We start from the raw sequence: 23,071 nt of genomic DNA, 5'->3' as shown, positions 1-23,071 counted from the left end.
TGCTGTAAGTACCTACACTCTTCCATCCACATTTTTTCCTGATGAAATTTAAATTCAAAGCGCCACATAATGAAGTTGCTGAAGTCCTTACCGGCTTTAAAAAAACATTTCGCAACATAGGTGTTTTCAGTGCGGTCATCAACATGTTGATGCTCATGCCAGCCATTTACATGCTGCAGCTCTATGATAGCGTTTTGACCAGCCGGAATGAAATGACTTTGTTAATGCTGACGCTGATCATGGTAGGCGCCTATATATTCATGGGGACGCTGGAATATGTGCGCAGTTTTGTACTGATAAGAGTAGGCGCGCAGCTCGACATGAAGTTGAATCGGCGGGTATATACTGCCGCGTTTGAGCAAAGCTTGAAACAAGGAGACGGAAATGCGGGCCAAGCGTTGAAGGATTTGACTAATCTACGCCAATTCCTGACCGGAAATGCGCTGTTCGCTTTCTTTGATGCACCGTGGTTTCCCATTTATCTCTTCGTCATTTTCATGTTTCATCCGATCCTCGGTGTTTTCGCGTTATGTGGCACAGCCATACTCATCACGTTGGCCTACGTCAATGAAAAAGTTTCCCATAAACCGCTGGCGGAAGCCAATTCCATGGCAATTGCCTCGACCAATATCGCATCCAATAATTTACGGAATGCTGAAGTCATCGAAGCGATGGGCATGTTGCCCAATATCCAATCACGCTGGTACAAATTGCACAGCCGCTTCCTGAACTTGCAAGCTGAAGCGAGCGAAAAAGCTGGTATTGTCACTGCACTATCCAAATCGTTTACTGTAGCACTCCAATCTCTGATGCTGGGATTGGGTGCGTTATTGGTGCTGGATAACGACATTACCCCAGGGATGATGATTGCCGGTTCCATTTTATTGGGCAGGGCAGTTGCGCCGGTACAGTTATTGATCAGTGTATGGAAGCAAATTGGCAGCACCCGCAGCGCTTATGAACGTTTGACCAAATTGCTCGAGCAAAATCCAGCTCGTGAAGCGGGCATGGCCTTACCAAAACCCCGAGGCGTGGTCACCGTTGAGAATGTCACGGCCATTCCCCCGGGTGGCAAGATTCCCGTTATCAAAGGGTTATCTTTTTCTCTTGCCGCCGGGGAAGTGTTAGGTATCATCGGCCCAAGCGGATCAGGTAAATCTACGCTCGCACGGTTATTGGTGGGAGTATGGCCAGCCGCCGCTGGAAAAGTGAGATTGGATGGTGCCGATGTTTACTTATGGAACAAGGACGAGCTCGGGCCTCATATCGGTTACTTGCCGCAGGATATCGAATTGTTTGCCGGCACCGTTTCCGAAAACATTGCGCGCTTTGGAGAAATTAATGCCGATAAAGTTATTTTGGCCGCTAAGCGTGCAGGCGTGCATGAAATGATTCTTAACATGCCGGAAGGTTATGACACGCCGTTGGGCGATGGCGGCGCAGGCTTATCCGGCGGGCAAAAACAACGGCTCGGTTTGGCGAGAACCATGTATGACGATCCCTCATTGATTGTGCTTGATGAACCGAATTCCAATTTGGATGACGTCGGCGAGCAGGCTTTATTAGCGGCTTTGATTGATTTGCGCAAACGCGGGAAAACCATCGTGCTGATCACTCATCGCACCAGCATCATCAGCGTGACTACCAAGTTGTTATTGTTGCAGGATGGAACGGCAAAGATGTTTGGGCCGACCAATCAAGTCATCGAAAAACTCACCAAGCAACAACAAGCTCAGAAAGGGCTTATTGCTCAGCAAGATGCCAATAAACAGGGATCTCAAGATCAAACACCTCCAGCCAATGGTTCTGTTCATTCGGAGAATTAATAGAATGCCTATTTTGATGATGCATTGCACAATGCCACCTTCACAGGACTAATAATGAAGCTCGTTTCTGAAGAAAAAGAAATCGTTGTTGAAAATACTGTAGTGGATAGCTCAAGCTCACATCGGGTGGAAACCGATGAAACTCACTATACACGATTAGGATGGTGGATTGTTCTGGCTGGATTTGGCGGATTTGTTCTATGGGCTACACTTGCACCGATCGATAAAGGTGTGCCAGTCCCGGGCACTGTCACTGTCTCTCGACATCTGCAGGCCGTTCAGCACCAAACCGGCGGAATCATTGAAAAGATCTTGGTAAAAGAAGGCGATCATGTAAACATGGGACAGATACTGGTTCGCATGAATGATGTGCAAATCAAGGCGCAAGCCGAAATCACCCGTACCCAGCTTATGGCTGCGCATGCTACCGAAGCCCGTCTGCTAGCAGAACGTGATGGAAAAAACGAAATCAGTTTTCCGCCCGAGTTGCTATCGGTACAAAATGATAGTCGCGTCACCAATAATATCATCATACAAAATCAATTATTTCTATCACGCCGATTGTCATTGCAGCATGAAATAGCCGCATTGGATGAAAATATTGCCGGTCTAAAAGTACAATTACGCGGACTCGAAGCATCCAAATCCAGTAAACTCCAACAATCCAAATTTTTGGAAGAACAACTCATCAACATGCGCGATCTTGCGACTGATGGCTTTGTTCCGCGCAACCGTGTCCTGGAACTGGAACGCACCTACACTCAATTGTCCGGGGAAATCTCCGCCGACATCGGTAATATAGGGCGTACGCAGCGTCAAATTTCAGAGCTTCAACAGCGTCGCATCCATCGTCAACAGGAGTATCAGAAAGAAGTCCGGCAACAATTATCAGATATCAAGCGAGAAGCGGAGTCATTACAAAATCGGTTGAATGGACAGGATTTCGAATTGGCCAATGTTGAAGTCAAGGCACCTGTTGATGGAACGATCGTAGGTATGAATGTATTCACCGAAGGAGGGGTCATTGGAGCTGGTTTCAAATTAATGGACATTGTGCCCAGCGACGATACGCTGATTGTGACAGGACAAGTTCCTGTGCATCTGATTGATAAAGTCCATCCAGAATTGCCGGTCGATCTCATCTTTTCCGCACTCAACCAGAAAAAAACACCCAACATTCCAGGTCTCGTCACTCATGTTTCTGCTGACCGTCTGACTGATGAGAAAAGTGGATTGCCTTACTATACCATTAAGGCCAGAGTGACACCGGAAGGTTTAAGAATGCTGACAGATCATCAAATTCGCGCAGGTATGCCCGTAGAAATCTTTGTTAAGACAGGCGAACGATCATTGATGAGTTATTTATTCAAACCGATTCTGGATCGTGTTCATTCGTCCATGAGTGAAGAGTAGCAATGATGCCTTTTACACATCGGAAATTCATTGCCCTGCTTTGCATTTTCTTATTCAACCAACAAGCGAATGCTGTGCACGCCATGAGTCTGCTGGATGCTTATGAGGCCGCCCTCTACCATGATCCAACCTATCGCTCTGCACTACATGAAAGCGAAGCTGGAGAACAGGCAGAAAAAATCGGGCTTGCAAATCTGCTGCCCAATTTATCAGTCACGCACTCGCAAAGCACCAGCTCTGGAACGATTACACAAAACAATGCAACCGGCCCTCTCAATTTTGATAGTCAGGTGAGTACGTTGTCCTTGCGCCAACCGATCATCAATATGGAAGCACTCGCAGGTTACCGACAAGGAAAAGCGCAGGCTGATTCAAGCCGTGCCAAATTTACCGGCCGAAGCCAGGAGCTTGTCGTACGATTGGTCGAAGCCTATGTCGATGCCTTATTGACTCAAGAGCGTGCCAGATTGGCTGAAACGCAACTCAACTCACTTGAAGAGCTCAAACGCGTCAATGAACGCATGCTGCAAAAAGGCGAGGGAACTACGACCGATGTACTGGAAACGCAATCGAAATATGCCATTGCACAAGCCCGCGTAATCGAAGCAAAAGATGAATTTGAGGTTGCACAACTTAAGCTTGAGGCTATTGTCGGTCAAAAAATTACTCAATTGGATCAACTGTCCGAGCAATTCAGCTCCCGCGCCATTCAATTACAAGATTATGATACTTGGTATGAGATGGCCCTGGAACGTAATGCTGAACTGGTAACTCAACGACACGCTGTCGCCTCAGGGAAAGAGGAAATCAGGAAAAGTCATGCCGGACATGCCCCGCGAGTAGATTTCGTTGCCAGTTTGACTCGCAACAAAGCTGGTTCTTTCATTACGCAGGACCGTGATGTCAGTCTGGGAACCGTAGGCGTCGAAATTAATTTCCCGTTATACTCAGGCGGTCGTGTCAATGCAACCACCGCTCAGGCCAAGGCCAATCATGCTCGCGCAGAAGCTGATTTAAACGCAATCACCGACAAGATACTGGTAGAGCTGCGAAAACAATATAACCTTCTCTTGAGTAGCGTCAAAAAAATTGAGTCTCTTGAGATGGGGGTTAAATCTGCAGAACTATTAGTAGATGCTACCCAGAAAAGCATACTCGGAGGAATACGCATCAATTTAAACCTTCTCGATGCGCAGGAACAACTTCATACTGCGCGACGTGACTTAGCTCAGGCTCGCTATAACTATTTATTGGCTTATCTTCGGTTACAGTTCGCCGCCGGCACATTGGTACTGGATGACTTGAGGAATGTAGCGACTTATTTCAAACCTCAACGTGTTCAGTCTCAGAACTGATCAATATCAGTTCAGCATATCAACTGCCGCGGCCAATTCAAGCAAATATATTTCGTAACCAATCAATATGCTATAACCACTCAAAATCATATACTTAAAATATCTTACTCGGAACCATTTCATGATCTGAACATCGTGATGGATGATCAGCAAAATGAGCGCCATAGCTGTCAATGCAAGTTTGAATCCCACAAACTTTTCTACACTGTCCTCCAAAAGTATCGCCATAAGCCAATTGAGCTCTTCGCCACCATTGGCCAAAATATTCAGTGTTAGAAACGCATCCAGCGCACTCAATAATAAAATCAGACTCGTGCAGAGTACCAGTCGACCAGAATAAGAATCTACGTATACTGGTTTTCCTCCCATTTCACGTCGCTGGTTTCTTCTTCTGCCCCTCTTGATTCCCATATGGAACGCACAGAAAAATGGCATGCTTTGACGACGGTCGTAATGTCGATTATTAGACAGTTGAAATGCAGTTGGCATATCTCTACCTCAATTATTGATATCATAAAATTCAATCCAAATCGTTCCTGGTACTTTGCTTGTCAAGACAGCTCCATGGTCATCAGCACATATGGAGCATTGCATAAGGGATTTGGCAGCATCCTCCGGAAAATGCCTCGATTAGGATATTAATCAGAGACCCTAGTATGCTATCTGTCCACGCTCTGAACGAAAAGAGAAATATGTCATGAAGTCGAATCGACAAAACAACCAGGTCAAAGGTACACATCTCCTAAAAATAACCCACCAGAATATACTTCCGAATATATAGGTGCGCAATTCAATTACATCAAGTCACTCAATATTATTGGAATTTATAAAAATCTATGCGAAGCCGTAAATATCAGCCTGGAGAAAAAGACCTCAATGAAGAAAAATTTATTTGTACTCATGCATAAACAAGACTCATCATTCACTTCTCTCGACTACTGCCAGAACATCTTGATAAATAATATTGACATCACGGCCTTAACAAGTTGTAATACGCGGTTCTATTGACTAAAGAATCAGAGAGAGAAATGAAAAGGACTTATCAACCCTCAGTTACTAAAAGAAAACGCACGCATGGATTTCTTGTTCGCATGAAAACGCGCGGTGGCGCAGCAGTGATTCGGGCACGTCGCGCTAAGGGAAGAGCTCGATTAAGTGTTTAAGCCTAATCGTCTATTTCTTAATTGATAACTTATTTTTAAGTTTGTTGAAATTCATTCGCTACCTAGAAATTGCAGGTTACATAAAGCAGCGGAATTTTCTGCGGTAATTACTTTAAGATATCAGGTAACTGGCGATTTAATCCAGGTTTACGCAAAACCAAATGGATTGGACTGTGCACGTATAGGTTTGATTGTTCCCAAAAAGATTGAACGTCGTGCGGTTAAGCGCAATTGGATTAAACGTATCCTTCGCGAAACATTTCGTAAAAGCCAGCATAGGAAATCTGGCAATGATCATCATATGGATTGGGTAATACGATTGAAACGGACAATCAATAAGCATGAATCAATACGATTAATCCATGAAGTTCAGTCATTGATGATCGAATTACAGCAATGTCACGACTATTAATTTTCTTGATAAGGTGTTATCAGTATTGCATCAGCCCCTTACTGGCTCCTTCATGCCGATTCAGTCCTACCTGCTCTCAGTACGCTCGCGAAGCCTATGAAAAATACGGTGTAATACGAGGGACGAAGTTGACCGTATGGCGCATACTGCGATGCAATCCCTGGAGCAAGGGTGGTTATGAGCCAGTTCCCTGAATAACAAAGAATATAAATAGATAAGTAATTTTCCAAAGAATTTATCCAGCAACACCTTTTAGAATAAAAGTGATTACACATCAATACCGTGTCCCAACATGAGAAATTCTCAGCACTTATACTATCGCTATATTGTTATTGATTTTCTCAATAGCGCCGCCATACCCAGAAACCCAACCTGATCAGATAAACAATGGAAACAAAGAAACTTGTACTCATTATCATTTTTTCCACATCACTCCTATTTTTGTGGGAAGCATGGCAAAAAGAAATCAACCCGCCACCTCCCTCACAGGTTATGTCCGGGGCAAACTCGAATTCATCCAATCAACGACACGATCCTCTCCCAGTACCGGGAGACGGTCTTACTTCGTCGACCACGGAGCCGAACGGTATCGCTGCTGGGATAGAAGGTGCTACTCCATCAGTCACGCCCAATTTGTTTGCCATTGGTGAAAAGATCACAGTAAAAACGGATAAGGTGATTGCGGAGATCGATACCGCTGGCGGTGATATCCGTCAACTCGGGCTGATTGAATACCCTTCCCGAGAAGACGAAAGCAAACCGTATGAGCTGTTATTGGACAAAACTGCACGTTTTCAGGTCGCACAATCTGGACTTATCGGAGAAGGATTACCCAGCCATAAAACTAATTACACTTTAGATTCCAATACGCGCAATTATGAATTGGAAGCTGGGCAAGATAAGGTAGTAATTCGACTGCTTGCACCAGAAACCGATGGCGTGCAGGTCGCTAAAATCTTCACCTTTCACAGAGACAGCTATGTCATTGATGTGGAATTTGAAATTAACAATCAGGGAGGAACGACTCTCATCCCTTTCTCTTATTTCCAGATGCTAAGAGACGCCAATGAACCGACAGGCGCCAGCTCGATGGTTCATTCGTATACCGGCCCCGCGATGTATACAGAAGAAGAAAAATTTCTAAAAATTAAATTTTCCGATCTGGATAAAAATAAAGCAGAGTACCCAACCAATGCTGACAATGGTTGGATAGCCATGTTGGAACATTATTTTCTGACGGCTTGGCTTCCTCCGCAAAACACGCCGCGAGAATATTTTGCGAAACGCCTCGCACCCAACCAATATACTGCGGGCGTGATCGCACCGGTCGGCGCCATTGAAGCTGGTCAAACCAAGCATATCACCATGCCCTTCTATGCGGGCCCTCAAGAACAGAACAAGCTGGCGGAGCTAGCGCCTGGATTGGAGCTCACAGTCGATTATGGATGGTTAACCGTCTTGGCCAAGCCGCTATTCTGGCTACTCTCGTTCTATCACTCATGGGTAGATAACTGGGGCGTAGCCATTATTCTTCTGACGTTGACGGTCAAGCTGTTATTTTTCCCGCTATCTGCAGCCGGATATCGTTCGATGGCCAAGCTGCGGATAGCGACGCCTAAACTGCAAAGGATACGCGAACAATATGCCAGCGACCGTCAGCGCATGCATCAAGCGATGATGGAATTCTACAAAGAAGAGAAAATTAACCCGATGGGAGGATGCCTGCCGATCCTAGTTCAGATTCCGGTATTCATCGCCTTATTCTGGACGCTGATGGCAGCGGTTGAGCTGCGCTATGCGCCGTTAGCCCTGTGGATCACGGATATGTCGGTGCCTGACCCATATTATGTGTTGCCGGTCATCATGGGCATTTCGATGTGGGTGCAATCCAAGTTGAGCCCAACGCCAGCCGATCCGATTCAGGCAAAAGTCATGCAAATCATGCCACTGGCATTCAGTATATTCTTTTTCTTTTTCCCCGCCGGATTGGTACTCTATTCGCTGTGCAACAATATTCTTTCCATTCTGCAACAATGGCAAATCACCCGGATGTATGAAAACAAATCGACAGAGACTGCTGTCAAAGGGAATAACAAAACCAATAGAAAAACCAAGCCCCAAGCACCTGCAGAGGAACCTCAACTCTCCATTTCTGCTAACGACCTGGTGAAGGAAGAAGTAGCGCTCGCTGCCGAAACAAGTACCGAGCAAATTCAAAAACCGGCAGCTAATGCTCCAAGCGCTGCAGCGAAAGGCAAGCTTCCGGTCAAATCAAAAGGCAATGTATCTCATAAAAAATCCAGAAAGAAATAAACGATGAATGCTGGTTATCCTAAGCAGTGAATAACCAGCTCCTACGATGTGCCATCAAACTTCATGATGAGCGCTGATATCATTGCAGCCATTGCTACTCCGCCAGGACGCGGAGGTATAGGCATCATACGCATTTCCGGCAAGAACCTGGCAAAACTTGCCGAGAAAATCCTAGGTAACCTTCCTAAGCCGCGTTACGCCCAGTTAAGCCAATTCCTGGATAATGAAAAGCAAGTGATCGATCAAGGGATCGCAGTATATTATCCGGCTCCTCATTCGTATACTGGCGAAGATGTGCTCGAATTACAGGGTCACGGCGGCACGGCAGTCATGAATCTGCTGCTCACCGAATGTCTTTCTGCCGGTGCTCGTTTGGCACAGCCCGGTGAATTTACATTGCGTGCTTATTTGAATAACAAAATTGATCTGGTTCAGGCCGAAAGCGTAGCGGACATCATTGAGGCCAGTACATGCGAGGCAGCCCGCTGTGCAGTCAATTCCCTGCAAGGCCGGTTCTCAGCAAGAATTGATGAAGTCGTTAATTCTTTGATCACGCTCCGCATGCTGATCGAAGCCACTCTCGATTTCCCGGAGGAAGAAATTGAAGGCACCCACCTGCTTTATATCCGAACCAAGCTGGATGACATCCATGCACAGCTTGAGCAGATTTTCCGGTCAGCCCGGCAAGGAAATCTATTGCAGGAAGGTATCAAAATTGCGCTGGTAGGCGCACCGAACGTAGGCAAATCGACATTGCTGAATCAATTGGTCGAAGACGAGGTGGCCATCGTCACCGATGTTCCCGGGACTACCCGGGATACCATTTTGCGCACCATCACCCTTGAAGGCGTGCCGGTCCATGTCATAGACACGGCCGGACTTCGAGAAACCACCGATATCGTGGAGCAAAAAGGCATCGAACGCACACATGTGGTCATGAACAATGCGCACATGATCCTTGGATTGGTCGACGCAACACACCCTCTCTCTCCACCAGATCAAAACGACCCAGCCCTTCGTCACATTCCCGCTGACAAGCCCTACATCGTTGTCTACAATAAAATCGACCTTTCCAATGAATCGCCCAGAATTGAGCGAGAAAGAAACCGTATCTGCATTTATATTTCCGCCAAGACTGGCGAAGGCATCGAACTACTCCGCCAGATCATTTTAGAAACCGCTGGGTGGCAATTCCATCACGCCGGTGAAGGCATCTTCACGGCCAGGCAACGCCATCTAACGGCACTTACACTTGCTAAAACACATATCGACAATGCACAAAGCTTCACTAAAAATGACCTCCCCTTAGAATTATTGGCTGAAGAACTGAGGCTCGCGCAAAATGCATTATCTTCAATCACAGGCCAATTTACTGCAGACGATCTACTCGGGGAAATTTTTTCCCATTTTTGTATCGGGAAATAGCAATTTCCCTAAAGCCCCATCAAGAAAATGCCGCTGACTCACCCAACTCAGACATTTAAACTTTGGCGACCTATGCGTTTAGGAATACTCGAAGACGAAGTGACCCAGATATCCATCTACGAGCTTCTCTTTTCTCCGACCCGGCATCAATACGAATTCTTCGGAACGATTTCTTCGTTCATGGAAGCCCTTAAACAGGAGAAATTTGATCTTCTCATTATCGATTGGATGCTACCCGACGGCACCGCCGAAGAAGTGCTCAACGGAGTACGTAAAACGCTCCACTCGACCATTCCAATCATATGTGTTACGTCGCGCAATAACGAATCGGACGTGGTCACCGCACTGCACATGGGAGCTGATGATTACTTTGTAAAATCACCTCGATATTTCGAGTTGCTCGCCCGAATCGAATCTCTGGCACGACGCAACCGAGAAAAACAAACCCCAGCCCATCTTCAATTTGGTCCCTATGAAATTGACCAAGAAAATCAAGAAATCACGGTAGCAGGAAAACGCACCGACCTTACCCAAAAAGAATTCTTGCTTGCTTGTTATCTCTTTCAGAATCCGAACAAACTCCTGTCGCGAGTTCACTTACTGGAAAAAATATGGGGGTTGGCAGCAGAAATCGATACGCGCACGATTGACACGCATATCAGCCGCATTCGCAATAAACTCAATCTATCTTCTCAGAATGATTGGGATATCACGACCATCTATGGCTATGGCTATCGCTTGCAACAAGCTAAGCACCCTGCATTGACTTAATATCGCTCATTGTTGCTGAAAATACTTGGCTAAAGCCGATTCATTAATCCTATCCGTTATTCTCCTCAAGAAACTTTTTCACGGAACGAGGCATGCTTTAGTAACACATCCCGCAGAATTCTCTGCCCAATAGGCAATTATTCAAATCGCGAATTAACCCTGAAGATTGATCATGTTTGTAATAGGTCATTCACTTTTATAACATCGAAATGCTCAGGATCGAATGGTTCTCCGAACCATTCAAGCATCTCATCATGTTCAGGGTGATTGGGATCGGCGATCGCTTCGAGAAACATTTCATATCCTGGCAGTCCACCAATGTCTTCCGGCGGACAGGCACGGCTTCCTTTGAGACAAACGGGCAATCGGGTTTGCGTTTCAAACGGCAGGATCTTTTCCAAAACGATGTCATGATCCCAACTATCGCCAAAGTCGTAGGTATACCGCAGTTTCTCCTTTTCCTGTTTCAAAATCTGATCGATGCGGAATTCAGATTCATCAAGAACATCCGTAGGAAAATCTTCATCCGGCACACCATACCGTTCTCTACCCTTGATAAATTCATGCAGATGCGAATCAGTCCAGCCCATCACGATCTGTATGACGAGATGCAAATCCGTTAAGCTCTCAGTGCTGGCGATCAAAAACCTGCGCCATATCGGCGGACGGATATCATTCAAGATAATTTTCAGTTGATAAATAGATCGTAGCGATTTTGCTGTTGAAGGTTTTGCCAATTAACAAACTCCCTATCAATTATTTCTTAAATCAGAATATCTAAAAATATTAGGCTGTCTTCCTGAGCTATGTAGTGCATTCTTTGCTTTGATAGAATCAATCCTTTTCGGTTCTAACCTTTGCTCATGATGAACTACTGCCCCCTCGACCTTATCCGCATCGTACTCAGCCACACCAGTCACCCCGGCAATATTGGCGCGGCAGCACGGGCGATGAAAACGATGGGATTGCATTCATTGTATCTGATCGAACCTAAATTCTTCCCTCATGCAGAAGCCGAAGCGCGCGCCGCTCATGCGACGGATATTTTGCAGCAGGCGCAGGTTTGCACAGATATGGATCAAGCACTCGATCAAACCGTGTTGGTTGCTGCGATAACAGCACGGCCACGCGAGCTATCGCATGATGTGTTCGATGCACGAACAGGCGCTCGCGAGTTATTGCGCTATGCAAAACAACCCGTAGCCTTGCTATTTGGAAGAGAAAATACCGGATTGACGACTGCGGAGGTCAGCAAATGCCAGATCATCATCCATATCCCTGCCAATCCCCAGTACCCGTCATTGAATCTGGCCAGTGCGGTACAGGTGATGGCGTATGAACTGCATATGGCATTCATCGAGCAATCAGAGCCTGTACCTGATGTAGCGACATATCCGCCAGCCAGTTTCAACGAGCTGGAATCCTTCTATGCGCATCTTGAGGAATTGATGATTACCAGCGGTTTTCTGAATCCACAGCGCCCCAAACGGCTGATGCAGCGGGTGCGCAGATTATTTGCGCGAGCCCGACTGGAAAAAGAAGAAGTACAAATATTGCGCGGCATACTCACCGCTTTGAGCAAACGCTGATCAATCACCGAGCCATCAACTTTCCTTAATTAACGTGCCTACTCCTTGATCAGTGAGAATCTCCAGCAGCAATGCATGTTCGACACGACCGTCGATGATATGGCAGGACTTGACACCTTTTTTGACAGCATCCAGCGCCGAGCCGATCTTGGGTAACATGCCACCGGAGATGGTGCCATCGGCAAACAATTCATCGACCCGCTGAGCGGTGAGCCCGGTTAGCAGCTTACCTGCCTTGTCCATGACACCAGGAATGTTGGAGAGCAAGATCAGCTTCTCGGCTTGCAGAATTTCTGCCAGTTTGCCGGCCACCAAATCGGCGTTGATATTGTACGATTCTCCATCTCTGCCCACTCCGATGGGTGCAATGACCGGAATGAAATCTTGCGTGTCGAGTAGTGCAATCAGTGCTGGGTCGATCGATTCGATCTCGCCGACCTGGCCGATATTGATCCATTTTCCGGCAGATTCCCGATCTGGCATCAGCATTTTCTTGGCGCGAATGAATGCCCCATCCTTGCCAGTCAAGCCTACGGCCTTGCCGCCATGCCGATTGATCAGATTGACGATATCCTTGTTGACAGAACCACCCAACACCATCTCTACCACGTTCATGGTTTCCGCATCGGTAACACGCATGCCTTGTATGAATTCACCCTGTTTGCCGACGCGCTTCAACATATCATCGATCTGTGGGCCGCCACCATGAACGATGACCGGATTCATACCTACCAGTTTCAACAACACGACATCGCGCGCAAATCCATGTTTCAGATTCTCTTCCACCATAGCGTTCCCGCCATATTTGATGACGATGGTTTTACCGTGGAATCGTTGAATGTAGGGTAGCGCCTCAGCCAGAATCTTGGCTTTGTCTTTCCCACTCGTCAGAGGAATCTGTGTCATTCTGGCAATAAGGTATGAAGATTGTAGATAGAAAATTTTCTTGAGTTGAGCTAATCAGCAGCGATATGCAAGAATTTCTCATCATGCAACAATTCGAGCAAGCTCAACTGCCGCCATAGCCGCCCTTCTGCATCCTGATGGTGGGCTGTAACACCGGGGGTAAGTTCCTTCTTGCCCGGTTCGACAGGGGTAAAGTCGGAAAGATTTCTGATACCCAGCATGTTATTCACGATAAAACCTCCAAAAACTTTATTGTCCAGTGACGCCAGCAATATGCGTGATTTCAAATTGAATGGCACGAAATCACCACCGAGATAAACTCTCAGGTCTGTGATTCCATATAAATTTCCTCGAACGTTCGCCAAGCCGAGAAACCAGGGTTGCGTCAATGGAACTCGCCCCAGCTTTGGTATCGGAATGACTTCGTTTACTTCCGTCATCAAGATGAGATAACGATCATCTCCTACTGACACCCCCAGCACAGCTGTCGAGGCGTCATCATTTTTGACGTGTGCAGTTTGAGTATCCGGCAGTTGTCTTTTTTGAGTATCCATCATGGCTAGTATGTCATTCGGTTCTAAAGGATTTTAATTGATCGAATTTACGTTAGGCAGTTATTTTACTGTATTATCGGGCATCAAATTTTGAATTCTGTGGAGTGAGTAAAATGAAGGTTTTAAATCAATACTGGCTGTCAATGTTATTGCTGTCATCACTTCTCTCTGGTTGCGTACCTATGTTCGCGGTTGGCACCGCCGCAGGAACCGGCGCTTATGTTTCAGAAGATCGAAGAACCAGCGGTATGTTCATTGAAGATGAAGGTATTGAATTAAAAAGCACTCGACGCATTCATCAGCAATTTGGTGATAAAGTGCATATCAATGTCACCAGTTATAATCGTATCGTGCTGCTTACTGGCGAAGTACCTACTGAATCCATCAAGATCGATATCGAACGATTGATCATGGGAGTGGATAACGTGCGTAAAATTTTCAATGAAATTGCAGTTGGACTTCCCACCACCCTGGCTTCCCGCAGCAACGATACTTTGATCACATCAAAGGTCAAGGCTCGCTTCCTTGCAGAACGCAAATTTCAAATCAATCACGTCAAGATTGTCACAGAAAATGAAGTCGTCTATTTACTCGGTGTCGTGTCACATCAAGAAGGTGAAAATGCCGCTCAGATCGCCAGTTCAACCTCGGGCGTAAAGAAAGTTGTCAAGGTATTCGAGTATAACAGGTAATTTCTATCATTCATGGCAACGTTACCCGGTAAGTTAATCACTGAATTAACCAGCGCGTTTCCATCAGATCGATTTTTGACCGATCCTGTGGATTGTTACAGTTATGCTTACGATAACAGCCGTAAAATTTACCCGCCGGATGCTGTAGTATTTCCCGTGACCGCCGAAGAAGTACAACATGTCGTGGCGTTATGCAACTGCTATCGTATTCCATTGATTCCTCGCGGCCGCGGCACTGGAACAGCGGGAGGCAGTCTGCCTGAGATTGGAGGCATCGCTTTATCCATGGAGCGGATGCTCAATATTCTGTCGATGGATGCAGCAAATCGCGTCATTGTCGCCGAGCCTGGTGTATTAAATCAAGCGGTGCAGGATGTGGCCAAGCTTGATGGTTTCTTCTGGCCGCCTGATCCTTCAAGCGCAGCGTTCTCAACGATTGGTGGCAATATTGCCACCGGTGCAGGCGGTCCTCATGCTGTCAAGTATGGAACGACCCGAGATCACGTATTAGGATTGAAGGCGGTAACCGGAAAAGGTGATTTCATCACTACCGGATGCTATACCACGAAAGGAGTAGTCGGTTATGATTTGACCCGCCTTTTGATCGGTTCAGAAGGTACGCTAGCTATCATCACAGAGGCAACTCTCAAGTTGACTGCTCTTCCCGATAAGGTAGCCGGCATTACCGCGCATTTTCGAGATCTATCCAGTTGCACCGCTGCAATCGTCCGCATCATGGCATTGCCGCAATTGCCTAGCGCATTGGAATTTCTGGACAATGGTTCACTCCATTTGATACGTCATCGATATCCCGATATGCTGCCATCGGATACCCACGCAATGCTCATGATTGAAGTAGAAAGCTCTGGCAAGGATATTTCTGATGCAATATCCGTGATACTCGCAGCCTGTCAGAATGACGGATTAATCCGTGCAAGCCAAACCGAGAACACTGCCATGCTATGGAAAGCTAGAAAAGCGTTGTCTCCATTACTGAAAGAAATCGCCCCAAAAAAAATTAACGAAGATGTCGTGGTACCCGTTAGCACACTGCCTCAATTTTTAAAGGGCTTATCGCAACTTAGCGCGCAATACCGGCTTCACAATGTCAACTTTGGGCATGCCGGTAACGGTAATATTCATGTGAATTTGTTGATAAACCCTGCTGATGCGGATGAAGTCGCACGAGCCGAGCGTTGTTTGGATGAAATATTCGATTTAGTCATTCAATTGCGCGGCACGTTATCAGGCGAACATGGAATTGGCAGTGAAAAACGCGCGTTTATCACTAAGGAAATTGATCAGGCTACACTAAGGTTGATGCGCGACATCAAGTATCTATTTGATCCAAGAAACATTCTGAACCCCGGCAAATTATTTCCCGAAATTTAAGTAAAGCTTCAAGAAGTCAAGCACTTCTTTCGATTCACTAATCCTGATTTCGCTCGTGATCTTTTTTGATACTTGCGTAGATATGATTTGAAACTGCTTTTTCGTTGCGCCTGCATTCTTAAACTGCTCTAACCAATGCAACACGCAACGAATCCCTTCTTTGATCAAAGTTTAGAAAAAGAAATAATGATCAACTAATAATGCTACAAACAACAACGCAAGATAAAGTATCGAATAGCGAAAAGCTTCCCTAGCTAGTTGATCGCTATAATTACGATAGATCGCAATCGCATAATACATAAAGACACCGTTCAATATCACCGAACTTACTAAATAAATGAGTCCACTCATCTGCGTGACATATGGCATGGTAGTCACTAGACATAATATAACGGTGTAGAGTAATACCTGTAATTTTGTGAATTGATCACCATGCGTCACTGGTAGCATCGGCATCCCAATCGATGCGTATTCATTTTTTCGATATAGTGCCAAAGCCCAGAAATGTGGTGGTGTCCATGCAAAAATAATTAAAAAAAGGAGCAATGCGTCACTCGCAATCTCGCCTGTCACGGCTGTCCACCCAAGAACTGGAGGCATTGCACCGGATGCGCCACCGATGACAATATTTTGCGGAGTCAATGGTTTCAGAATAACGGTATAAATAATGGCATATCCAACGAACGTTGCCAGAGTAAGCCACATTGTCAATTCATTAATCCAGTGGTAAAGAATAAAGAGACCCGAGCCGCCAACGAGAGTCAAAAAAAATAAAGTTTCAGGTACACTGACTCTTCCTTGAGGTAATGGCCGACCCTTGGTTCTTGCCATAACCGCATCCATCTTTTGTTCCACCAGGCAATTTAAGGCTGCGGCTGCGCCAGCCACTAATGCAATTCCCACGGTTGCCAAGATAAGGGTATCTATAGGCACTGCACCTGGCACGGCCAAAAACATTCCAATCACTGCGGTAAATACAATGAGCGAGACAACGCGCGGCTTCGTCAATCGATAGAATTGATTGATACGCGATGCAGTTTCATGCCACATCATGCTTGTAGCCATCTTTCTAACCTCCTCTTCACATTCTTGTAATTAAATATTTGATAAATTTGGGTGCTTTTAATCATTGACCACTAATGTTCAATTTGAGAGACATGCAAAAGTCTTTTAATGTCATTACCCATCTTCTTTCCATCTATCTTTTCCGGAAAGCGCATCATTAAATTACCTATCGGATCAAGTAGATAAACATGCTTTGTTCGTACATCAGCTGTTTCGAAAACATTGAGAATCTCCTGATCTTTGTCACGCACAACATACAGGCCTTCATGATCTTTGATCAGTTCTGGATCAGGATCAATATCATCATTAAGTAACCATAATCGCTCTATTCGGTGTTTTTCTTTTCCTTGCACCATACGTACTTGTCGCATGTAATAAAGCTTTTCCCTGCACAACTCCCCACACTGTCCGGAATCTACAGTCACTAAAACCCATTTGCCATGTAGATCCTTCATTCTCAGTATCGTATTATCTGCAATGTTCGTACCTTTACCTGACGTCTTCACAATAGGAAGCAGATCTCCATAATGTTTGCTGTCGGGTTTAAAATCAAAAAAGTACAACGTATATGAAACAATTACTGGTGCGCACATTAGGGCTAGCAGTAACAGAAATTTACGCCTATTTGCTTTTTGTGCTTGCTCGTTTGACATTCAATACCAAAAAAATAATTATTGCTGTTATTGCTAACGAAAACCATTGCACCGCATATCCGATATTTTTTGACGCACCTGAATCAGGCTTCTCCCAGTCTCGAATCAATCCATCATCAGATTTATCTTTCTGCAATATCAGAATTGGCTGAAAATCACGACCTGTCATTTCTTGATAACTGTGCAGATCAAATTTATCCCAAACTTTACCATGTCTGATCGGTTCCGATAATTGCAGCGTTCTTAATTCCGGAGATACTACAATCCCTGTCACTTTGATCGTTCCCCGGATTTCCGGTGCTTCCGGCAATATTGTTCTATCATTTCCAGTTGATATCCATCCTCTATTAACGGCTACACTAAGTGTACTATTTGAAATTTCGAGAGGTGTTATGACGTGATAACCGGCACGGCCTTTGTAAGTTTTATTATCAATCAATAGAGTATGCTCAGAAAGATACTTGCCTTCGATTTCAACTTCGCGATATTTGAAATCATCAAGTTTTATCGATGACTTCGGAAGTGCAATCATGGGCTGCTTAGCAAACTCTTCCAATTGATTATATTGGATATTTTTTTCTTCAGCACGAGACAATTGCCATTTTCCTAATTCAATAAAGATTACCACCGATATCACAGTAACTATGATTGTCCATAGCTTAGGTTCAAATCGATATCCAAAGACAATCATATTTTAAGGCAAAGACGAGACTCGATAGCTGCTAGAAATTACTCAGGAAAGTATCAAACAGATCTTCATTTAATTATCGGATGAATCATTTCTTTGGACTTCACTTATGTGCATTATGAATTTTAATCAAATTCATAATGCACAACTGATGAAATCTTCGAAATTGTCTTACATCAAGTACACAAAAACAAACAATCCTAACCAAACCACGTCAACGAAGTGCCAATACCACGCAACTCCTTCAAATCCGAAATGATGCTCAGGAGTGAAATGTCCCGCCACGCTGCGGAAGTAGATAACCAGCAGCATAATTGTACCGATGGTCACATGAAAACCATGAAATCCCGTCAACATGAAGAATGTTGAACCATAGGCACCGGTGGTCAATTTTAAGTTGAGATCGTTATACGCATGAACATACTCGTATGCTTGGCACGCGATGAATAAGGCTCCAAGAGCAACAGTTGCTAACAGCCATAGTTTTAGTCCATCACGTCTATTTTCTTTTAATCGCCAGTGGGCAATAGTTACCGTCACACCTGAAGTCAATAACAACAGTGTATTAAAAGCAGGCAAACCCCATGCACCCATCGGAGTAAACGGATCGTGAGTACCAGGGCCTGCGGTCGGCCATTTTCCTTCGTATGAAGACCAGAAAGAATTTCCTAATACGGTGCTTTCTTCAACTAGCCAAGGAATTGATAAATTCCGCATGTAGTACAAGGCGCCAAAGAATGCACAGAAAAACATAACTTCAGTAAAAATAAACCAACTCATTCCCCAGCGAAAAGAACGATCTACTTGCTCACCATATTTTCCGCTTTCACTTTCTCTTGCAACGGTTCCAAACCATCCGAAGAGCATATAAATTAAAATAGAAAAACCAACTGCTAGCAATCCATAACCCAATTCCATTTTATTCATGGTCAGAGCTGCACCCGAACCCATGAACAAAATCGCCGTTGATCCAATGATTGGATACATTGACGGAGCTGGGACGTAATAATGTCCTGATTCTTGACTCATTCTTTTCTCCTCCTACTTATGATTTATTCAATTCTAACTAACCACTAAGCGAACCACTAACATAATGCAAAGTACAAATAATATTGCTCCGATAATTCCCCCGATGATGACTTGCGAGGGCTTTAGCGTTGCAGCATCGTTTTCAAGATCACTTTTTTTACGAATACCCACAAAAGCAAACATCACTGCTTTCGCAATCTGCCACAAAGTCGCTTTTTTCTGCTCGTCAGTAATTTTTCACTCCTTTATGCTCACTTTTTGACAGGATTATTTCCTTCCGGAAGTTCGAAAAAAGTATATGAAATAGTTACTGTTTGCACATCGATAGGTAATCCAGGTTCAATCACAAACTGCACTGGCATTTGTCGAGTTTCTTTTGGCTTTAACACCTGTTTTGTAAAACAAAAACATTCAAATTTTTTTAAATGCTTATCCAGAAAGCGCGGACTATAACTAGGTATTGCTTGTCCATTAATTTCACGCTCTGAATTATTAGTAATTTCGTACATCACATTTACTGGTTCGCCTGGATGAATTCGAGCGCTTGTCTGCAGTGGTTTAAAGCTCCAAGGCAATCCTCGCGTATTCGCATCAAACTCCACTGTAATCCATCGCTCTTCATCCACCCAGTTTTCCTTCACGAGTACATCCGGCTTTAGAAGATTATTTATGCCAGTTACTTCACAGAATTTCTCATAGAATGGCACAAGCGCAAATCCAAAAACGAACATGATTAATGTAAAAATGAGCAGTTTTTTTCTCATTAAAACATTAGCGCTTGATGAAGCGTTATCTACCATTCTTTTAAAATAACCGTTAAATAAAGACCTACAACCGTAATCAGCAAAAATATCGCCGTTCTATATTTCTTGCGCTTGATATTTGTATCCGTTTCTTGTGACATACGCTTCTCTTTATTACTTCACAATAGGTGGTTTTTCAAAACTATGATATGGCGCAGGTGTCGGTAGATGCGTCCATTCCAATGTTGTTGCACCATCCCATGGTTTTTGAGGTGCTTTCTCTCCGCTACGAATACAACTAATCATAATGTAAAGAAAAAGAAGTTGTGTCATTCCAAATCCGAATGCTCCAATACTTGAAATCATGTTGAAATCAGCAAATTGAAGATTGTAATCTGGAATTCTACGTGGCATTCCTGCTAAGCCTAAGAAATGTTGCACAAAAAAGGTTAAATTGAAGAAGAACATGGATAACCAGAAATGCCATTTACCCAACGTTTCGTTGTACATACGGCCTGTCCATTTTGGAATCCAATAGTACGCACCTGCAAACAATGCAAACAATGAACCGGAAACCAGCACATAGTGAAAATGTGCAATGACGTAATAGGTATCCTGAACTTGAATGTCAATTGGAACAATTGCACAGATCACGCCGCTGAAACCGCCAATAACGAATAGGAAAATAAATCCTATTGCAAATAGCATAGGAGTCTCAAACGACATGGAGCCACGCCACATGGTCGCAGTCCAGTTAAATACTTTTACGCCCGTCGGTACTGCAATCAACATCGTTGCATACATGAAAAACAATTGCCCAACCGTCGGCATCCCGGCTGTAAACATGTGATGAGCCCATACTACGCAAGATAAAATAGCAATCGATGCGGTTGCATAAACCATAGAAGAATAGCCAAACAAAGGTTTACGCGAAAAAGTAGGAATCACCTCTGACACGATACCGAAAGAAGGCAAAATCATGATGTAAACTTCTGGATGGCCAAAGAACCAGAAAATATGTTGGAACATCACAGGATCTCCGCCACCTGCTGCATTGAAGAAGCTTGTGCCGAAGTGACGGTCTGTAAGCAGCATGGTTACTGTACCGGCTAACACTGGCATTACCAGAACGAGCAAATAAGCAGTAATTAGCCAAGTCCAAACAAACATTGGCATTTTCATCAATGTCATACCAGGCGCACGCATATTTAAAATGGTGGTAATGATATTAATCGAGCCCATTATTGAGGATGCTCCCAAAATATGAACTGCGAAAATCATCAAATCCACGCCCAGTCCACCCTGAGTCGATAATGGAGGATAGAATGTCCACCCGCCTGCTGCCGCGCCTCCAGGTACAAAAAATGAGCTAACGAGCAATGTCGCGGCAGGGATCAGCAACCAAAAACTCCAGTTGTTCATCCGAGCAAATGCCATATCGGGAGCACCGATCATTAGTGGCACTTGCCAGTTCGCAAACCCCACAAATGCCGGCATAATGGCGCCGAACACCATAATCAAGCCATGCAGCGTAGTAAATTGATTAAATAATTCTGGTTGAAGAATCTGAATTCCTGGTTGAAACAATTCAGCACGAATTCCTAATGCCAATGTTCCACCTGTAAGAAACATCGCAAAACTGAACCATAAATACATCGTACCAATATCTTTGTGATTGGTAGTTGTAATCCAGCGCATTATTCCGCTTGGATGATGGTCATCATGTTCATGACCATGAACGTCACCGTGTACTGCTGCCATAGTTATCTCCTTTTACTTGTTTTCCACATGCATTGATGTTTTAACCGTAGATGCGCTTAATTGAGCTGCCGCCCACTTGGTATATTCACCTGATTCCATCACTTCAACCACAATCGGCATGAATCCGTGATCCTTACCGCATAGCTCAGCACATTGGCCACGATAAATTCCTGGAGTATCTGCTTTGAACCATGTATCTCGTATAAAACCGGGAATGGCATCCTGTTTGATACCTAGAGCTGGAATCCACCAAGCATGGATTACGTCATTCGCCGTTAAAATAATGCGCACTTTTTTACCGACTGGTACAACCACACGATTGTCCACTTCTAATAAATAGTTTTCACCTTTTGGCGCTTTATTTTCGACTTGAGCTCTAGGTGTCGATAATTTGCTGTAAAAGCTAATACCTTCACCTTCACCCTGAAGATAATCGTAGCCCCACATCCACTGATATCCCGTAGCTTTAATAGTCATATCGGGACTCGAAGTATCTTTCATTGCGATGACTGTTTTTGTGGCCGGATATGCCATTACAACAAGAATAATACAAGGTATTACCGTCCAGATTATCTCAACGGCCGTGCTATGGTGAAAATTGGCTGCTTTATAACCCAATGATTTACGATGTTTAAGCACAGAATAAAACATGACACCAAATACACCTATGAAAATCACCAAGCAAATCCACATAAGCAGTATATGCTGATCATAAATATCTTTTGCTATGACACTTTGCGGTTCTGGTAAATTATATTTAGACCCTAACGCAATACTTGAGTACAAAGCAAGAGCGGATACCCCCGCCAGGGTTGCTACTGATTTACTTCTCATATTTCCCCCCACATGATTACTAATTTTACAGATTTCAGGTACGACTAACGCTACAAACCTGAACGTTTATCCAAGTTCAGCCAGCTTACGGAAGTCATACGTCAAAATCTCGTTTTGTTAAAACCATACCATGACTGACGATAATTACATTTCCTTGGCCGAATTTCCTTATTATCCGCAACTTAGATTTTATTAGTTATAGAGATCCTCTATATGCTAATTAATCGAGCGGAAATTCTAGCATGCCACTGTTACTCAAACAAGGAAAATTCATGATTATTATAGCAATATTACCCTGCTTATAAAATGGTATTGCTATGAAATGATATTAAAAATATCCATACCAAAAAAAATTTTCTCTTCAATTTTAAGAGATTTGTTCTAAAAAGTAGACAGTTCTGTTTAGCTTTGCCGCAATGTATTTATGGCCAGCCTAAGCTCATAATTCCGTCACACCAATTTAATCAGAATGTAGTGGTCAACTAGT

24 protein-coding genes are annotated in these 23,071 nt (G+C 44.3%); 12 read left to right on the top strand and 12 right to left on the bottom strand.

Going from position 1 to position 23,071, the window contains the following annotated elements:
* The first annotated feature begins 41 nt into the window (after positions 1–41).
* From ABF87_RS13505 to ABF87_RS13495, 3 genes are read left to right on the top strand one after another with little or no spacing between them, the layout of a single operon-like run.
* Positions 42–1,826 (top strand): type I secretion system permease/ATPase, encoded by a 1,785-nt coding sequence (locus ABF87_RS13505; RefSeq protein WP_160829640.1) that lies wholly within the window; start codon positions 42–44, stop codon positions 1,824–1,826.
* A 54-nt stretch (positions 1,827–1,880) separates the two neighbouring features.
* Positions 1,881–3,239 carry an HlyD family type I secretion periplasmic adaptor subunit gene (locus tag ABF87_RS13500; RefSeq protein ID WP_160829639.1) on the top strand — a complete coding sequence of 453 codons (1,359 nt, stop codon included), beginning with the start codon at positions 1,881–1,883 and terminating at the stop codon, positions 3,237–3,239.
* 2 nt (positions 3,240–3,241) lie between these two features.
* Positions 3,242–4,594 (top strand): TolC family outer membrane protein, encoded by a 1,353-nt coding sequence (locus tag ABF87_RS13495; protein WP_240143692.1) that lies wholly within the window; start codon positions 3,242–3,244, stop codon positions 4,592–4,594.
* A gap of 6 nt (positions 4,595–4,600) precedes the next feature.
* On the opposite strand, the gene ABF87_RS13490 is transcribed toward ABF87_RS13495, so the two are convergent.
* The gene (locus ABF87_RS13490) at positions 4,601–5,083 is read right to left on the bottom strand and encodes a DUF5658 family protein (protein WP_160829638.1); all 483 of its coding nucleotides are present in this window, start codon (positions 5,081–5,083) and stop codon (positions 4,601–4,603) included.
* Positions 5,084–5,622: 539 nt separating this feature from the next.
* Here ABF87_RS13490 and rpmH point away from each other — a divergent pair.
* The 6 genes from rpmH (at position 5,623) to ABF87_RS13460 (ending at position 10,678) form a co-directional block, all read left to right on the top strand.
* Positions 5,623–5,757 (top strand): 50S ribosomal protein L34, encoded by a 135-nt coding sequence (gene rpmH / locus ABF87_RS13485; protein ID WP_090721140.1) that lies wholly within the window; start codon positions 5,623–5,625, stop codon positions 5,755–5,757.
* A gap of 31 nt (positions 5,758–5,788) precedes the next feature.
* A complete protein-coding gene (rnpA, locus tag ABF87_RS13480) occupies positions 5,789–6,169 on the top strand; it encodes a ribonuclease P protein component (protein ID WP_345789922.1) in 381 nt (126 codons plus the stop codon).
* Positions 6,154–6,363, top strand: a complete 210-nt coding sequence (gene yidD, locus ABF87_RS13475) for a membrane protein insertion efficiency factor YidD (RefSeq protein WP_160829637.1) — start codon at positions 6,154–6,156, stop codon at positions 6,361–6,363. The genes rnpA and yidD overlap by 16 nt, the downstream gene beginning before the upstream one ends.
* Positions 6,364–6,556: 193 nt before the next feature.
* Positions 6,557–8,482 (top strand): membrane protein insertase YidC, encoded by a 1,926-nt coding sequence (gene yidC / locus ABF87_RS13470; protein WP_160829636.1) that lies wholly within the window; start codon positions 6,557–6,559, stop codon positions 8,480–8,482.
* 63 nt (positions 8,483–8,545) lie between these two features.
* Positions 8,546–9,907, top strand: coding sequence for a tRNA uridine-5-carboxymethylaminomethyl(34) synthesis GTPase MnmE (mnmE, locus tag ABF87_RS13465; protein WP_160829635.1), 1,362 nt, complete (start codon positions 8,546–8,548; stop codon positions 9,905–9,907).
* A 72-nt stretch (positions 9,908–9,979) separates the two neighbouring features.
* The gene (locus tag ABF87_RS13460; protein WP_160829634.1) at positions 9,980–10,678 is read left to right on the top strand and encodes a response regulator transcription factor; all 699 of its coding nucleotides are present in this window, start codon (positions 9,980–9,982) and stop codon (positions 10,676–10,678) included.
* Between the two features lie 170 nt (positions 10,679–10,848).
* Here ABF87_RS13460 and ABF87_RS13455 read toward each other — a convergent pair whose 3' ends face one another.
* On the bottom strand, positions 10,849–11,415 hold the full coding sequence (locus tag ABF87_RS13455; RefSeq protein WP_160829633.1) for a plasmid pRiA4b ORF-3 family protein: 567 nt from the start codon (positions 11,413–11,415) through the stop codon (positions 10,849–10,851).
* Between the two features lie 126 nt (positions 11,416–11,541).
* Here ABF87_RS13455 and ABF87_RS13450 point away from each other — a divergent pair, with 126 nt between their 5' ends.
* Positions 11,542–12,267 carry an RNA methyltransferase gene (locus ABF87_RS13450; protein ID WP_160829632.1) on the top strand — a complete coding sequence of 242 codons (726 nt, stop codon included), beginning with the start codon at positions 11,542–11,544 and terminating at the stop codon, positions 12,265–12,267.
* 15 nt (positions 12,268–12,282) lie between these two features.
* On the opposite strand, the gene argB is transcribed toward ABF87_RS13450, so the two are convergent.
* Both argB and ABF87_RS13440 read right to left on the bottom strand, forming a co-directional pair.
* Positions 12,283–13,173 carry an acetylglutamate kinase gene (gene argB / locus ABF87_RS13445; RefSeq protein WP_160829631.1) on the bottom strand — a complete coding sequence of 297 codons (891 nt, stop codon included), beginning with the start codon at positions 13,171–13,173 and terminating at the stop codon, positions 12,283–12,285.
* Between the two features lie 50 nt (positions 13,174–13,223).
* On the bottom strand, positions 13,224–13,730 hold the full coding sequence (locus tag ABF87_RS13440; protein ID WP_240143691.1) for a chemotaxis protein CheW: 507 nt from the start codon (positions 13,728–13,730) through the stop codon (positions 13,224–13,226).
* A gap of 110 nt (positions 13,731–13,840) precedes the next feature.
* Here ABF87_RS13440 and ABF87_RS13435 point away from each other — a divergent pair, with 110 nt between their 5' ends.
* Complete coding sequence (locus tag ABF87_RS13435) at positions 13,841–14,419, top strand: BON domain-containing protein (protein WP_160829630.1); 579 nt, start codon at positions 13,841–13,843, stop codon at positions 14,417–14,419.
* Between the two features lie 12 nt (positions 14,420–14,431).
* Complete coding sequence (locus ABF87_RS13430; RefSeq protein ID WP_160829629.1) at positions 14,432–15,811, top strand: FAD-linked oxidase C-terminal domain-containing protein; 1,380 nt, start codon at positions 14,432–14,434, stop codon at positions 15,809–15,811.
* Positions 15,812–15,982: 171 nt separating this feature from the next.
* Here the strand turns inward: ABF87_RS13430 and cyoE are convergent, their stop codons facing one another.
* The 8 genes from cyoE to coxB all read right to left on the bottom strand — a co-directional run bounded on the left by cyoE (position 15,983) and on the right by coxB (position 22,584).
* Positions 15,983–16,876, bottom strand: coding sequence for a heme o synthase (cyoE, locus tag ABF87_RS13425; protein WP_160829628.1), 894 nt, complete (start codon positions 16,874–16,876; stop codon positions 15,983–15,985).
* 71 nt (positions 16,877–16,947) lie between these two features.
* Positions 16,948–17,529, bottom strand: a complete 582-nt coding sequence (locus ABF87_RS13420; protein WP_160829627.1) for a hypothetical protein — start codon at positions 17,527–17,529, stop codon at positions 16,948–16,950.
* A complete protein-coding gene (locus ABF87_RS13415) occupies positions 17,498–18,220 on the bottom strand; it encodes an SURF1 family protein (RefSeq protein ID WP_160829626.1) in 723 nt (240 codons plus the stop codon). The genes ABF87_RS13420 and ABF87_RS13415 overlap by 32 nt, the downstream gene beginning before the upstream one ends.
* 168 nt (positions 18,221–18,388) lie before the next feature.
* A complete protein-coding gene (locus ABF87_RS13410) occupies positions 18,389–19,246 on the bottom strand; it encodes a cytochrome c oxidase subunit 3 (RefSeq protein ID WP_160829625.1) in 858 nt (285 codons plus the stop codon).
* A gap of 33 nt (positions 19,247–19,279) precedes the next feature.
* Positions 19,280–19,453 carry a DUF2970 domain-containing protein gene (locus tag ABF87_RS13405; protein WP_275689472.1) on the bottom strand — a complete coding sequence of 58 codons (174 nt, stop codon included), beginning with the start codon at positions 19,451–19,453 and terminating at the stop codon, positions 19,280–19,282.
* Between the two features lie 44 nt (positions 19,454–19,497).
* Positions 19,498–20,046 carry a cytochrome c oxidase assembly protein gene (locus tag ABF87_RS13400; RefSeq protein WP_160829623.1) on the bottom strand — a complete coding sequence of 183 codons (549 nt, stop codon included), beginning with the start codon at positions 20,044–20,046 and terminating at the stop codon, positions 19,498–19,500.
* 117 nt (positions 20,047–20,163) lie between these two features.
* A complete protein-coding gene (gene ctaD / locus ABF87_RS13395; protein WP_160829622.1) occupies positions 20,164–21,750 on the bottom strand; it encodes a cytochrome c oxidase subunit I in 1,587 nt (528 codons plus the stop codon).
* A gap of 12 nt (positions 21,751–21,762) precedes the next feature.
* Complete coding sequence (gene coxB / locus ABF87_RS13390) at positions 21,763–22,584, bottom strand: cytochrome c oxidase subunit II (RefSeq protein WP_160829621.1); 822 nt, start codon at positions 22,582–22,584, stop codon at positions 21,763–21,765.
* Positions 22,585–23,071 lie beyond the last annotated feature (487 nt).

Origin of the sequence: Nitrosomonas sp. JL21 (genome assembly GCF_009833095.1) — a bacterium.
GTDB lineage: Bacteria > Pseudomonadota > Gammaproteobacteria > Burkholderiales > Nitrosomonadaceae > Nitrosomonas.
This window is presented reverse-complemented; position numbering and strand designations above follow the sequence as displayed.

Excerpts from the sequence above, each read along its gene's own strand:
- ABF87_RS13505 (WP_160829640.1), top strand. The coding sequence starts at position 42 with ATGAAATTTAAATTCAAAGCGCCACATAATGAAGTTGCTGAAGTCCTT.
- ABF87_RS13500 (WP_160829639.1), top strand. The coding sequence starts at position 1,881 with ATGAAGCTCGTTTCTGAAGAAAAAGAAATCGTTGTTGAAAATACTGTA.
- ABF87_RS13495 (WP_240143692.1), top strand. The coding sequence starts at position 3,242 with ATGATGCCTTTTACACATCGGAAATTCATTGCCCTGCTTTGCATTTTC.
- ABF87_RS13490 (WP_160829638.1), bottom strand. The coding sequence starts at position 5,083 with ATGCCAACTGCATTTCAACTGTCTAATAATCGACATTACGACCGTCGT.
- rpmH (WP_090721140.1), top strand. The coding sequence starts at position 5,623 with ATGAAAAGGACTTATCAACCCTCAGTTACTAAAAGAAAACGCACGCAT.
- yidD (WP_160829637.1), top strand. The coding sequence starts at position 6,154 with ATGTCACGACTATTAATTTTCTTGATAAGGTGTTATCAGTATTGCATC.
- yidC (WP_160829636.1), top strand. The coding sequence starts at position 6,557 with ATGGAAACAAAGAAACTTGTACTCATTATCATTTTTTCCACATCACTC.
- mnmE (WP_160829635.1), top strand. The coding sequence starts at position 8,546 with ATGATGAGCGCTGATATCATTGCAGCCATTGCTACTCCGCCAGGACGC.
- ABF87_RS13460 (WP_160829634.1), top strand. The coding sequence starts at position 9,980 with ATGCGTTTAGGAATACTCGAAGACGAAGTGACCCAGATATCCATCTAC.
- ABF87_RS13450 (WP_160829632.1), top strand. The coding sequence starts at position 11,542 with ATGATGAACTACTGCCCCCTCGACCTTATCCGCATCGTACTCAGCCAC.
- argB (WP_160829631.1), bottom strand. The coding sequence starts at position 13,173 with ATGACACAGATTCCTCTGACGAGTGGGAAAGACAAAGCCAAGATTCTG.
- ABF87_RS13440 (WP_240143691.1), bottom strand. The coding sequence starts at position 13,730 with ATGATGGATACTCAAAAAAGACAACTGCCGGATACTCAAACTGCACAC.
- ABF87_RS13435 (WP_160829630.1), top strand. The coding sequence starts at position 13,841 with ATGAAGGTTTTAAATCAATACTGGCTGTCAATGTTATTGCTGTCATCA.
- ABF87_RS13430 (WP_160829629.1), top strand. The coding sequence starts at position 14,432 with ATGGCAACGTTACCCGGTAAGTTAATCACTGAATTAACCAGCGCGTTT.
- cyoE (WP_160829628.1), bottom strand. The coding sequence starts at position 16,876 with ATGGCTACAAGCATGATGTGGCATGAAACTGCATCGCGTATCAATCAA.
- ABF87_RS13420 (WP_160829627.1), bottom strand. The coding sequence starts at position 17,529 with ATGTCAAACGAGCAAGCACAAAAAGCAAATAGGCGTAAATTTCTGTTA.
- ABF87_RS13415 (WP_160829626.1), bottom strand. The coding sequence starts at position 18,220 with ATGATTGTCTTTGGATATCGATTTGAACCTAAGCTATGGACAATCATA.
- ABF87_RS13410 (WP_160829625.1), bottom strand. The coding sequence starts at position 19,246 with ATGAGTCAAGAATCAGGACATTATTACGTCCCAGCTCCGTCAATGTAT.
- ABF87_RS13400 (WP_160829623.1), bottom strand. The coding sequence starts at position 20,046 with ATGGTAGATAACGCTTCATCAAGCGCTAATGTTTTAATGAGAAAAAAA.
- ctaD (WP_160829622.1), bottom strand. The coding sequence starts at position 21,750 with ATGGCAGCAGTACACGGTGACGTTCATGGTCATGAACATGATGACCAT.
- coxB (WP_160829621.1), bottom strand. The coding sequence starts at position 22,584 with ATGAGAAGTAAATCAGTAGCAACCCTGGCGGGGGTATCCGCTCTTGCT.